A 13,002-nucleotide genomic window follows, 5' to 3' on the forward strand; every position below is an offset into this window, starting at 1 on the left:
ATTTAGTTGTAGTAAACCAAATTTCTCATTTTTGATGCTTACTTTTTTATTCTTTAACTAGCAACTTGAATTAATTATTCTACTAGAAAGAAATTAGAAAAATATTTATGATTCTTACATTAATATTTACTTTGTTAACAACAGGAAGTCAACTTGAACCTAATGATTCTTTAAAAAACCAAAGTTTAGAAGTGTTCTCTCCAAATAAGATTTATGAATTTCAGGCTTCATATATTAATTCTAAAGGTGATACTTTAACTAAAGAGTGGATTGAATTAAAGCCATTTGGTAAGCCATGGAAATTTCAAAAAACACAAACAGCATATATAGTTTATTATCATTTTACAAAAGCAGACTCATTAAAGTTTTTATCCAATTTAAATCCTGTAAGCAAAAATCCAAAAAAACCGAAACCATATTTTTGGTCAAAAACTAGTGGCGAAACTGGTGCGTTGGAAAATGATACTACCCTTTGGATGCATCCATTTAGAGAAAATCAATACGTTTATACGGAAATCGCTCCCTTTCCAGAGATTAGAAAGAAATTGCTAAAAATTGATGGTGAATGGAAAAATGGTTTAGGTATATATCTTGGTTGGGGAAACTTTAAGGGTAAGGTTTTTAGTACTTATACAGTTTTGAAAAAAGAGAATAGAACTTATGGCAATTTATATTTAAAAGATTGCTGGTTAATTCATGCTGTTGGTAAACATAACAAATTAGGAAAGAGTTATTTAGATTTTTACTATCACCCTGAATACGGTTTTGTAGAAATGAATTATACTTTTTATGATGGTGTTAAGATAAACTTTGTTTTAAAAAGTGTAACAGTAAAGAATAATGAAGTTGCAGATTAAATAAAGAGAATTGGATTTATGATTCTTATTATTTCTGAACCGGGTGATTATAGCGCTAATTGTGTGATTGAATGGCTGAAAAATTTTGAATGTAATTTTTTAAGAATAGATATATCATACGAGGATTTTAAGCAAATTGAAATAAATATTTCAAAATTTATTTGCGAAATTTCGATTAAATTAAAGAAAGGAAAACTTCTAAACTTAAATGAAGTTAGTTTTATTTTTTATAGAAGCGGGGTTTTTAAAAAGCCATTAAAACATTATAATAATAGTTTGTTACCGCAGAGTTCTTTTAGACTTCATCATAATTTAGAATATAAAACACTGACAGATTTCTTTTATAATGAATGTTCGAAAAAATCTATTGGTTATCTTTCAAGTAGCCCACTGAATAAGCTATTGCAATTGCAGGTAGCTTTTGAAGTTGGTTTATCAATACCAAATACAAAAGTTTGCTCTTTAAAATCAAGTTTGCATAGATTTCAAAATGGCCAACATTTACTAAATAAAGGTATTCAAGAAAATATCATATATCAAAGTGCTAATAGTACTTATTTTCAAAGAGTTACTGAAATAGATTACCATCAATTATCTGAACAGTTTTATTCATCAATGTTTCAATATCAAATTAACAAGAAATTTGAAGTGAGATCTTTCTTTTTGGATAGTGCTTTTTATTCTATTGCAATATTTGATTGTTTTAATCCCTTAAAAACCGATTATCGGGACGGTTATGATATTCAAAGTTATTGTCCATTTCAATTACCTCACAGTATTGAAACTAAGTTAAGGAATTTAATGAAAAAATTAAGGTTAATTTCTGGCTCAATAGATTTGATTTGTAATGAATATAATGAATTTTTCTTTTTGGAGGTTAATACACAAGGACAATATGATTGGGTTTTAAAATATGGTAATTATAACTTACACAAAAAAATAGCAGAATTTTTATATGAAAAGGAAAAGTACCATAAATAATTATGAAATAGTTTCAATCTGTATAAGTCATCTTAAAGTTGTTAATTATGGCTTTAAGAATAAACTCGTTAAAAGGGTTAATAAATTTTATAATGATCATGAATTTATTTCTGAACGATTTTATAAGTCTATAATTAAACTATGAACCTATTTCCTAGTCACTGTGTAGTTAATGGCTTTAGAAACACAGTTATTCAAAACCTTGTTCAAGGTAAATTTGAAGTAGTTAATAATGAAGATTTAAAAATTCATTTGTTACCTGAATTGCCTTTTTTAATTAATATCCCATCTCCAACATATGATATTTATGAATCACCCTCAATAATTACTAATGCAATTATTGAGGTTTCAATTTCTAACAATCTCATCAAAAAGAAGAATCTAAATTTATTATTAAATATATTGGAAGGCTGTTTATGCAAGCATATTGTCGTAAGATTCACCACTTTTATTGATAATCACAGACTTTTAATACTATTTAAAGAATTTAAAAAATATAATATTCATTCTGTTTGTATTTTACTAAACTACCATAAAGAATATTATAATAATGATTTTGCTAATGCTATCAAATATTCGGGTTGCATTTATACTTGTATATTCTTTAAAAGTCCTTTTGAAAAAAATTTGGAGAATTTAATTCATTTTACCAAATCAGAATATAAAATAACTTATAATAAAGTTTTAACAGAATTTAATTCAAATATCCCTCTTTATTTAGAAGCTCAAAAATTCAATACTTATTTCAATAAAAAGGTCTTCATTAGTGAAACTGGTCAGATTAAGAATGCACCAGAATGTTCCCAGTCTTTTGGGAATGTTACAAATTTGAAATCTCTAAACGATTTAAAAGAAATAGTTGAAGATACAGAGTTTCAAAGATTTTGGAAGGTAAAAAAAGATAGTTGTGATATTTGTCAAGATTGTGAGTTTAGATACATGTGTGTAGATAATCGGATACCAATTATTAGGGACGATAGGACAGCTTATTTTGAAAAGGAATGTAATTATAATCCTTATATAAACAAGTGGAGGGGTGAAGAAAATTATCTTTCACTTGCTGATTTAGGTATCTTTTTAAATAACTCGAATTCTTGAACCCTACAAATTATAGCAAATTGCTTATTACTTGTTAAATGATAAAAAACTGGAAATCATATAGACAGGTTGAAAGTAAAGATTGTGGACCAGCTTGCCTAAAAATGATTTTGAAGCACTATGGTAAAAATGTTGCTCTCCCGACTATAAGGGCTTATAGCGAAACTACTCGAAATGGATCTAATTTAACTGGAATTAGTGATGCCGCAGAAAAATTAGGTCTCAGAACATTAGGTATATCAATCAATTTTGAGAAGTTTATTAAAGAAGCACCATTACCTAATATTGTTCATTGGGAAGGGAATCACTTTGTAGTAGTTTATAAAATTAAAAATAATAAGATTTTTGTTGCCGACCCTGCCCAAGGGTTAATAAAGTATGAACCAAAAGAATTTGTAAATAAGTGGATTGGCGAAAATTTAGCCGACACTACAATTAGAGGGGTTGTATTACTATTAGAGCCAACGATTTCATTTAAACAGCAAGACGAAAATGAAAATGAAAAAAATTCCGGCTTTAAGTTTTTAGGGATATATTTTATTCGTTATAAGCGGTTCTTCTACCAGCTTTTTTTTGGTTTAATTGCAACAAGCCTTCTGCAAGTTTTAGTCCCTTTTTTAACTCAAAGTATTGTAGATGTTGGAATTAAAAATCAGGATATAAATTTTATATATCTTATTCTTGCAGCGCAGTTATTTGTTTTTATTGGTAAATCAAGCGTTGAGATAATAGGAGGGTGGATTCTATTACACTTGAGTACTCGCATTAATGTCTCCCTAATTTCTGATTTCTTTTTGAAATTGATGAAATTACCAATTAGTTATTTTGATACAAGATTGACAGGGGATATTTTACAACGTATAAATGATCATCACCGTATAGAACAACTATTAACTTCAACTTCGTTAAGTACACTATTTTCAATGGTTAACTTGTTAATCTTTGGGGTTATCTTGGCTTGGTATAATTTAACTATTTTCTTAATTTTTCTTATAGGTTTCTGTTTGTATTTTTTTTGGATTTTCATTTTTTTAAAGAGAAGGAAAAAGCTTGATTATCAAAGATTTTCGCAAATCAGTGTAGAGCAAAGTAAAGTAATTGAAATTATTAGCGGGATGCAAGAAATTAAATTAAATAATGCTGAACAACAAAAACGCTGGGGTTGGGAATATCTGCAAGCAAAGCTGTTTCAATTGGAGGTAAAAAGTCTTCAGTTAGATCAAGCTCAATCAATTGGTTCAAATTTTATCAATGAGCTAAAAAATGTAATAATTACAGTATGTGCAGCAACACTGGTTATTCACGGACAACTCACTTTGGGTATGTTATTAGCTATTAGTTATATTACAGGACAACTTAACGGACCAATACTTCAGTTAGTTGGGTTTACTCACTCTTTACAAGATGCTCGGATTTCTTTAGATCGATTATCTGAAATCCATAATAAAGATGACGAGGAAATTGAAGATCAACCAAAAATATCTGAATTAAATACTAATCAAGATTTGATTTTTAACAATGTTTCTTTTCGTTATTTAAGCTCACCAGAATTTGTTCTGAAGAACATTAGTTGCATTATCCCAGCAAAGAAGGTAACTGCTATTGTGGGTAGCAGTGGAAGTGGAAAAACAACTCTTTTGAAATTATTACTAAAATTTTATGTGCCCACAGAGGGTAATGTTTTAATTGGTAGTACTAACCTAATTAATGTTAGTCATAAATTTTGGCGTTCTTTATTTGGTGCTGTAATGCAAGAGGGCTTTATCTTTAATGATACCATTGCTAAAAATATCGCAGTAGGTAAGGATGAAATTGATTATTTAAGGTTGTTTGAGGCAATTAAAGTTGCGAATATTCAAGAATTTGTAGAGAGCCTTCCCCAAAACTACAATACTAAAATAGGTTCCGAAGGAATAGGGATGAGTACAGGTCAAAAACAACGTTTAATAATAGCTAGAGCAGTATATAAAAACCCTGATTTTTTATTTTTTGATGAAGCAACTTCTGCACTTGATGCAAATAACGAAAAAATCATTATGCAGAATCTAAATCAATTTTACAAAGGAAAAACATGTATTATAATTGCTCACAGATTAAGCACAGTTAAAAATGCAGACCAAATTTTAGTGATGAATGATGGTAAAATAATTGAGACAGGCACTCACAAAACCCTAATTGCTCAAAACGCAAATTATTTTGAATTAGTTAAAAATCAATTACAATTAGAGAACCTAGCTTCTATCACAATAGAAACAAATAATGCCTGAAAATAATAACTTATCTCAAATTCGGTCTGAAGAAATTCAAGATATTCTTTCTAAGATTCCAACCTGGATGATAAGATGGGGTAGTTTTCTTATTCTAGGATTAATTTGCTGCGTATTATTTTTGAGTTGGCTTATTAAATATCCAGATGTCATCAGTGGTAAAGCAGTTTTTACAACGTCAAATGAACCTGCCTACCTTTATCCAAAAATAAATGGAAATATTACTAATATATTTGTACGTGAAAATCAGTTTGTGAAAAAAGGGCAAATAATCTCTGAAATAGACAACAATGTGCAAAAAGAGCAGATTGACTATCTAAATAAAAAATTAATGGAGATTGATTCTTTTCTTAAAAAAGACGGTTCAACTAATTTGGAATTTGAAAAAGAAGATGTAACCTTAGGATCAATTCAACAAGATTATAATATTTTAAAAAGTAATATATATGATTTTAAACAATCAAAGTCACTCTATTACGATGAATCAATTGGTTTAGTAAAAAAAAATCTAAATACATATAGTAGTTTAGTTAAAATAAATAAACAAAAATTATTAATAGCGGAAAAAGAGCTCAAGAATATATCGCAGATTTTTGAAAGGAATCAAAGACTTTATAAAGAAAAAGTAATCTCAAATTTAGAATTAATTACAAAAGAAAGTAATTTGAATCAGCAATTAACTATTGTTGAAGGTTTAAAACAAGATTTATTGGAAAATCAATTAGCTTTGAATGATCTAGAAGGTCAATATAAAAAGCAAATTTTTGAAAGAAGTGAATCAAATAGAAAGCTAAAAGCATCTATTCTTTCAGAAATGAAAATCGTTAGAAATTTTATTGAAAGTTGGACTAAAAGCTACACATTTTCCGCTCCTATAGATGGCAAAATTTTCTTTACAGAAAAGTTTTCTGTGGGCTTCAATGCAACTACTGATAAAGCTCTATTTGTAATCATACCCAATGACAGTAAGTTATTGGCAAAAGTGAAAGTATTATCCATAAAATATGGGAAAATTGAAAAGGGTCAGAAAGTAAGATTTGAATTAGATAATTATCCTTACCAGGAATACGGTTATATTTATGGTGTTGTAAAGGATAAAAGTACTGTACCAATAGCTAATGAGTATGAATTAATTGTTGACCTTAATAATGATCTTAAAACATCGTATGGTTTGAAATTAATATACAAACCTAATATGTTAGGTTCCGCTAATATAATTGTAGAAAATCAGCGTCTTATCGAAAAATTACTATATTTCCTTAGGAGGTCTTATAATTAAATTTATAAAATTTAGAGCAACCAAAATTATATTCAACTTTTAAAATTAATATCCCTTTAAAGCAGGCGTTTCCGTTTCAGAATCAAATCTTATCACTTCTGTAATGCCTTTTACGTGTTTGATTTTTTCTATTAAATTATCCAAATGATGGGTATCGTTCACATAGATCATAATTGTGCCGTTAAAAATACCCTGATTAGAATCTACCGTGATCGATCGCATATTAACCTTAAAATCGTTAGAGATTACCTGGGTAAGGTTGTTGATCAAGCCAACTTCATCTATGCCGGTAATGCGCAAACCTGTTAAAAACGCCAGTTGTTTTTGGCTTGTCCATTTCGCCTTTATAATCCTGTAGCCAAAGCTCGACATCAATTTTGTGGCATTTGGGCAATTGGTGCGGTGTATCTTTATTCCATCAGAAACGGTTACGAAACCAAAAACATCGTCCCCAGGAATTGGATTGCAGCAGTTAGAAAGCGTATAATCTATCTTTTGCAAATCTTCGCCAATTAAAAGAATATCGCTATCCTTGGTTTTAACCTGTTTGATCAGTCTTTGTATCTGATCATCGTCTGATTCTGAGACGGGTTTCTGTTCGATGATTTTCTCAGATGCGGCAAACTCTTTTAAATCTTTTAGATCTATCAAACCTTTGGCAACGTTGTAAAAAACATCTTGTGTAGAACCGAGTTTGAAAAAGTAGCTCAGCTTTAAGATATTATCCGTATTGTAGGTTATCTTTAATGATTTTAGCTTACGTTCTAAAATCTCTTTACCGTCTTCGGCAATTTTTCTACGTTCTTCTTTTAATGATGATTTTATTTTCGCCTTTGCCTTTGCGGTAACCACAAAGTTGAGCCAATCTTCTTTGGGGGCTTGTTTGCCAGAAGTGATTACCTCTACTTGATCGCCATTTTGCAGTTTGTAAGAAAGCGGTACCAGTTTGTGGTTTACTTTTGCACCAATACATTTTGCGCCCACATCAGAGTGGATCTCAAAAGCGAAATCCAAGGCGGTGGCATCTATTGGGAGCTGTATTAAATCGCCCTTTGGCGTAAAGATAAAAATCTCATCAGAGAAGAGGTTCATTTTAAACTCATCCAAAAAGTCTAGGGCGTTTGCTTCGGGGTTGCTCAACATTTCCCTTACTTTGTTTACCCATTGGTCTAAACCGCTATCGCTAGAAGATTCTTTATATTTCCAGTGTGCCGCAAAACCTTTCTCGGCAATCTCGTTCATCCTTTGCGTACGTATCTGTACTTCTACCCATTGCCCTTTTGGGCCCATTACTGTGGTATGTAAAGATTCGTATCCATTTGCCTTCGGCGATGATATCCAATCCCTTAGCCTATCCGGGTTAGGGCGGTAAAGATCGGTAACTATGGAATAGGCCTTCCAAGAATCTGATTTCTCATTTTCTGGCAAACTATCCAAAATGATCCTGATGGCAAAAAGATCGTAAACCTCTTCAAACGGGATGCCTTTTTTCTTCATCTTATTCCAGATAGAATGGATTGATTTTGGCCTGCCAACAACACTGGCCTCTAAATCAAGGTCTTTTAAGATCCGATCAATTGGCCCAACAAATTCTTTTATAAAATGCTCGCGTTCTGCTTTTTTCTCGTTTAGTTTGGTGGCGATAAATTTATAGGTCTCTGGCTCCATGTACTTCATAGAAAGATCTTCCAATTCAGATTTGATCGCATATAAACCCAAACGGTGCGCCAAGGGTGCGTATAGATAAACAGTTTCTGAGCAAATTTTTAGCTGCTTATCGCGAGGCATAAAAGCCATTGTCCTCATGTTGTGCAAACGATCGGCAAGTTTTATTAAAATAACCCTCACATCATCCGCAAGGGTAAGCAGCATTTTTCTAAAATTTTCTGCCTGTATAGAGCTATTGGCATCAAAAACACCAGAAATCTTGGTTAAGCCGTCAATAATTTTAGTTACCTTTTTACCAAATTCTCTCTCAATATCTTCTAAGGTGATGTTTGTATCCTCTACTACATCATGCAAAAGGGCGCAAACAATAGAGGTGGTTCCCAAGCCTATCTCTTCGGCAGCAATTTGGGCAACAGCAATAGGATGGTAGATATATGGCTCGCCAGACTTTCTGCGCATATCCTTATGGCTCTCTACCGCCATATCAAAAGCCATCCGTATCATCTTTTTATCGCCCTTTTTTAAGGTTGATTTGCAGGCCTTTAGCAAAGCCCTGTATCTTTTCAAAATTTCCGATTTTTCAGCCTCTATATCAATTATATAATCTTTCATTCAATATTATGTCTTTAAAATCGTTCGATAAATAAAATAACGAATTTAGGGTTACTTATTACTAATTTATTAATAAATAAGGTATAAATTTGTATATTATTACGATGAAATCGAAAGCTTTATTTCTTTTTTGTGCATTCATTTTTACGGCTATGCTTAGCAGGGCCCAGGTTGCTTATGGCCCTAAAGATACCATTAGGGTGGCCACAACCAATTACAACGGAGAAATAATCCCTTGGGTGGTAATTGGGGAGGTTACCGTTATTGATAAAAGAACATTCAAATCTAAGGAAGATTTTGACAATTACAGAAGATTAAGGTATAACGTATTGAAAGTTTTGCCCTATGCAAGGTTTGCAGGGCAAAGGTACAGGCAATTAGAAAGGGATTTAGCTTTAACCAACGATAAAAGAAAACAAAAAGAGCTGATTAAAAGTTGTGATAAGGAAATAAAGGACTTGTTTAACGATAAAATTAAAAACCTTACCATTTCGCAAGGAGAGATTTTGATCAAATTGATTGATAGGGAAACTAATAATAGTAGTTTTGATCTTGTGAAAGATTTAAAAGGGAATGTCCCTGCTTTTTTGATGCAGTCTGTAGCAAAAATTTTTGGCCACGATCTTAAAACAAAATACGATGTTGACCAAGATATGGAAATAGAAGGTATTATCCACTCTGTAGGATATTACAGTTACCAATAAAATAATGATCGAAAAAAACATTTATAACTTTGAAGTTGAGAATTTAAAGGGAGAGAAAGTTAGTTTAAAAAAATACGAGGGAAAAGTGCTGATGATCGTTAATACCGCATCTGAATGTGGTTTTACCCCTCAATTGAACGATCTTGAAGATCTGAGGAAAAATTTCGAGAACGAGAAATTTGAAATACTTGCTTTCCCGAGCAATGATTTTGGGCAGCAAGAGCCTTTAAATGATGAGGCGATCGGTAAATTTTGCGCCATCAATTACCATACCCACTTCCCCATATTTAAAAAAACAAGGGTTAGGGGTGATTATGCCTCCCCGCTTTTTAAGTTTTTGGCCGATAAGAAGTTAAACGGTCATATCAACTCTATCCCAAGGTGGAATTTCCATAAATATATCATCAACCAAAAAGGGGAGGTGATAGATTATTTTTATTCGTTTACCAAACCAAACTCTTCCAAGGTAAAGAAGAAGATCCAAAAACTGTTGGGAAGCCTAAAAAAAACATCATGAAATTAGATTTACTCTTTATAGTTGCACACCCAGATGATGTTGAGCTTGGTGCGGCGGGAACCATCTTAAAACATAAAAAAGAAGGAAAAAAAGTGGGTATCATAGATTTAACCCGTGGCGAATTAGGTACAAGGGGAACCGTAGAAACCCGAAAACAAGAAGCAAGCGATGCAGCTCAAATCTTAGATTTAGATGTAAGGGAAAATTTGGGGATTAAGGACGGCTTTTTCAAAAACGATGAAGAACATCAGTTAAAAGTAATTGCGGCCATAAGAAAATACCAACCAGAAATTGTTATCACCAATGCTTATGAAGACCGCCACCCAGATCACGGTAGGGCTTGCGGATTGGTAAACGATGCTTGTTTTTTATCAGGTCTAACAAAAATAGAAACCATAGAAAATAACAATACACAAAAAGCTTGGCGACCACGATTATTGCTTCATTTAATACAGGATACCTATATTAAACCAGACATTGTGATTGATATTTCTGAGTTTATGGATCAAAAATTGGCCGCAATAAGAGCCTATAAAACCCAGTTTTTTGTAGAAGGCGTAAATATTGATGATGCCCCAACTTATATTTCTAATCCTGCTTTTATGGATTTAATTATTGGCAGAACAAGGGAATATGGCAGATCGATCCAAGTGGACCATGCCGAAGGCTTTTTAAGCAAAAAGATTTTGGGAGTAAACAGCCTATTTGATCTATTATGATCTTTGCCAAACAACAGTTTTCTTTAAGGAGCTAAAGATTTAATTATTTTGAGTTCGGAGTAGATAACAAAGGTTTTAGAATTATAAAGATTAATGGAGATAGCACCTATTTTTGGGCTTAAAGTATTGATGAAGTGGGTTTAAAGAATAATCTAAAAAAAAATCCTATAAAATAAATTTATTCTAAATTCTATCTGATAATAGTAAGTTTGATAATAAGCCTTGCCTAAAGCTTATTAACAGAATTTATAAATTTGCTTCGCTAGGGCAATAAAATTATTTTATAATTCCATAAAAAAGACCTTTCCTTACGTGGAGGGTGACTTGAATTGGAGAACACCTTTCCTTACATCGAGGTAATGCGTTAATAGAAAAAATCAAGCTTTCAAAAAAGGCAAGGCCGCACTGGGTACAAATTGTGAAACATCGCCTCCATATCTTAAAATATCCCGCACAATAGTAGAGCTAATTGAGGAATAACCGGGTTTACTTACGATAAAAATGGATTCTATTTCTGGGATCAGGGCATGGTTCATTTGGGCAATGGCTTTTTCATATTCAAAATCAGATACCGTTCTAATACCCCTTATCATGTGGGAAGCACCAATTTCTTTACAGAAATTTACGGTTAAGCCTTCATAAGCAATCATTTCTAGCTTTGGTTCTTCTTTAAAAACAGCTTTGATCATGTCTAAGCGTTGGGTAATGCTCATTAATGATTGCTTGGTACTGTTGGTTCCAATCCCAACGTAAATCTTATCAAATAGCGGTAAAGAACGCTTCAAAATATCAACGTGAGCTTTGGTAATAGGATCAAAAGAGCCAGGGAACAATGCTATTTTCATAAAATATTAAAAAAAAATTACTGTATCGATTTTAATAAATGTAATCTAAAAAATTGATATTGGTTCAAGTTTTACCTTATACCTTAAACCCTTTATTATTTTCAAAAAAACTAAATGCCGAGTAACCATAAATCCGTTTATCGCTAAAATTTGGATGATTGGATAAGTTTTGCATACTCTGATGTTCGATAATCAATAAGCCATTTTCTGTCAGTAGGTTTTTATCAAAAACAATTTGGGCTATTTCTGGTATTGTTTTTAAACCATAAGGCGGATCGGCAAAGATCAGATCAAATTGTTCTGTTTCTTGATTTAAGTACTTAAAAACATCTGCCTTTATGGCTTTTAAATTTTTGAGTTGATGCTCTTCGGTGGTTTTTCTTAAATATTGGTAACAGCCAAAAGCTTTATCTACAGATGTAACGGTAGCTGCAAAACGTGAAGCAAATTCTAAACTGATGTTTCCGGTACCGCTAAACAGATCCAATACTTTTAGGCCATCAAACTCGATCTGGTTTTGCAAAATATTGAACAAGGCTTCCTTGGCCATATCGGTAGTTGGCCTTACGGGTAAGTTTTTAGGTGGATAAAACCTTGTTCCTTTAAGTTTTCCGCCAATTATTCGCATAAATGCAAACTTAGTAATGAAAAGAAACGGGGCATAACTGGCTGCCCTAATCCGTTGTAGAACAAGGGAAGACTATCTTGATCTGTAACTTCTGTACGGGGGAACTGCGCAACTATTTTTTTGAAAGTATCACCAAACCAATCTGTATTGCCACTTACCTTAACGGTAAGATTTGCAGGGCGCAATTTATTTTGTTGAGCGGCCAATAACGCAAAATATAAAAGTTCGTCATCGTTTTGATATTCAAAAACGTTATAAAATTTAAACCGATGATCGTTTAAGATGATGACCTCTACAAAACCCGGCTTTACGTTGATAAAAAGCTGCGGAGAATTGATCTGGCTAAAAGCAAAAGTAATACCTTGATAAAAAGGCATCAGTTGGGGGAAAATTTCTGCGTTTGGAAAGCTTGCGCCCAGTTTATCTAACAATAACTCTGGCAAAGCATAAATTACCGTTATACCAGATTTTTCTAAAGCATGGGTAAACACTTTTTCATTATCAGCTGGCTGTATGTATTTAGCGTAATTTTCTAAGTCTTTTTTGTGATAAACACCCGTGGGGATAAAAGTGAATTTTTGCGTTGGCAGGCTGATTTTGGTTTTAGAAAAATTAGCTTGTAAAACCAGGTCGCTTAAATCGTTAAAGATAACCGATGGTTTATGTGCGATAGACTTTACGCTTTTATCTTCAGGATCAATTATCGCATAATTATAAGAATTAAGGCTAATCTCTAAATATAGATCAAGCTCTTTGGATGATAGATTTTCAAAGCCATCAACAGAAAGGATAATTTTATCGCTCATACAGAACAAAAGTAAAAATTT

The 13,002-nt window shown here is 32.1% G+C and carries 12 protein-coding genes; 8 read left to right on the forward strand and 4 right to left on the reverse strand.

All coding sequences use genetic code 11. The features are described from left to right. Positions 1-107: 107 nt before the first annotated feature. From I5M32_RS05780 to I5M32_RS05800, 5 genes are all read left to right on the forward strand, one after another. Positions 108-857, forward strand: a complete 750-nt coding sequence (locus I5M32_RS05780; RefSeq protein ID WP_200585247.1) for a hypothetical protein — start codon at positions 108-110, stop codon at positions 855-857. 18 nt (positions 858-875) lie between these two features. After that, on the forward strand, positions 876-1,838 hold the full coding sequence (locus I5M32_RS05785) for a hypothetical protein (protein ID WP_200585248.1): 963 nt from the start codon (positions 876-878) through the stop codon (positions 1,836-1,838). 141 nt (positions 1,839-1,979) lie between these two features. Then, positions 1,980-2,936, forward strand: a complete 957-nt coding sequence (locus I5M32_RS05790; protein WP_200585249.1) for a hypothetical protein — start codon at positions 1,980-1,982, stop codon at positions 2,934-2,936. Between the two features lie 38 nt (positions 2,937-2,974). Further along, positions 2,975-5,203 carry a peptidase domain-containing ABC transporter gene (locus tag I5M32_RS05795; protein WP_200585250.1) on the forward strand — a complete coding sequence of 743 codons (2,229 nt, stop codon included), beginning with the start codon at positions 2,975-2,977 and terminating at the stop codon, positions 5,201-5,203. After that, positions 5,196-6,482 (forward strand): HlyD family secretion protein, encoded by a 1,287-nt coding sequence (locus I5M32_RS05800; RefSeq protein WP_200585251.1) that lies wholly within the window; start codon positions 5,196-5,198, stop codon positions 6,480-6,482. The genes I5M32_RS05795 and I5M32_RS05800 overlap by 8 nt, the downstream gene beginning before the upstream one ends. 45 nt (positions 6,483-6,527) lie before the next feature. On the opposite strand, the gene I5M32_RS05805 is transcribed toward I5M32_RS05800, so the two are convergent. Continuing rightward, complete coding sequence (locus I5M32_RS05805; protein ID WP_200585252.1) at positions 6,528-8,762, reverse strand: RelA/SpoT family protein; 2,235 nt, start codon at positions 8,760-8,762, stop codon at positions 6,528-6,530. A gap of 104 nt (positions 8,763-8,866) precedes the next feature. On the opposite strand from I5M32_RS05805, the gene I5M32_RS05810 reads away from it, so the two are divergent. The 3 genes from I5M32_RS05810 to bshB1 are packed head-to-tail and all read left to right on the forward strand — an operon-like array spanning position 8,867 to position 10,702. After that, positions 8,867-9,466, forward strand: a complete 600-nt coding sequence (locus tag I5M32_RS05810) for a DUF4294 domain-containing protein (protein WP_200585253.1) — start codon at positions 8,867-8,869, stop codon at positions 9,464-9,466. 4 nt (positions 9,467-9,470) lie between these two features. Beyond that, complete coding sequence (locus tag I5M32_RS05815) at positions 9,471-9,983, forward strand: glutathione peroxidase (protein WP_200585254.1); 513 nt, start codon at positions 9,471-9,473, stop codon at positions 9,981-9,983. Beyond that, positions 9,980-10,702: a bacillithiol biosynthesis deacetylase BshB1 gene (gene bshB1, locus I5M32_RS05820; protein ID WP_200585255.1), complete on the forward strand. Its 723-nt coding sequence runs from the start codon at positions 9,980-9,982 to the stop codon at positions 10,700-10,702. Before I5M32_RS05815 ends, bshB1 begins: the two co-directional genes overlap by 4 nt. Before the next feature lie 377 nt (positions 10,703-11,079). On the opposite strand, the gene coaD is transcribed toward bshB1, so the two are convergent. From coaD to I5M32_RS05835, 3 genes are all read right to left on the reverse strand, one after another. Then, positions 11,080-11,547, reverse strand: coding sequence for a pantetheine-phosphate adenylyltransferase (gene coaD / locus I5M32_RS05825; RefSeq protein WP_200585256.1), 468 nt, complete (start codon positions 11,545-11,547; stop codon positions 11,080-11,082). 76 nt (positions 11,548-11,623) lie between these two features. Beyond that, a complete protein-coding gene (locus I5M32_RS05830; protein ID WP_200585257.1) occupies positions 11,624-12,175 on the reverse strand; it encodes an RsmD family RNA methyltransferase in 552 nt (183 codons plus the stop codon). Then, positions 12,166-12,981, reverse strand: coding sequence for a DUF3822 family protein (locus I5M32_RS05835; protein WP_200585258.1), 816 nt, complete (start codon positions 12,979-12,981; stop codon positions 12,166-12,168). Before I5M32_RS05835 ends, I5M32_RS05830 begins: the two co-directional genes overlap by 10 nt. Positions 12,982-13,002 lie beyond the last annotated feature (21 nt).

Source organism: Pedobacter segetis (assembly GCF_016623585.1).
In the GTDB taxonomy this organism is placed as follows: domain Bacteria; phylum Bacteroidota; class Bacteroidia; order Sphingobacteriales; family Sphingobacteriaceae; genus Pseudopedobacter; species Pseudopedobacter segetis.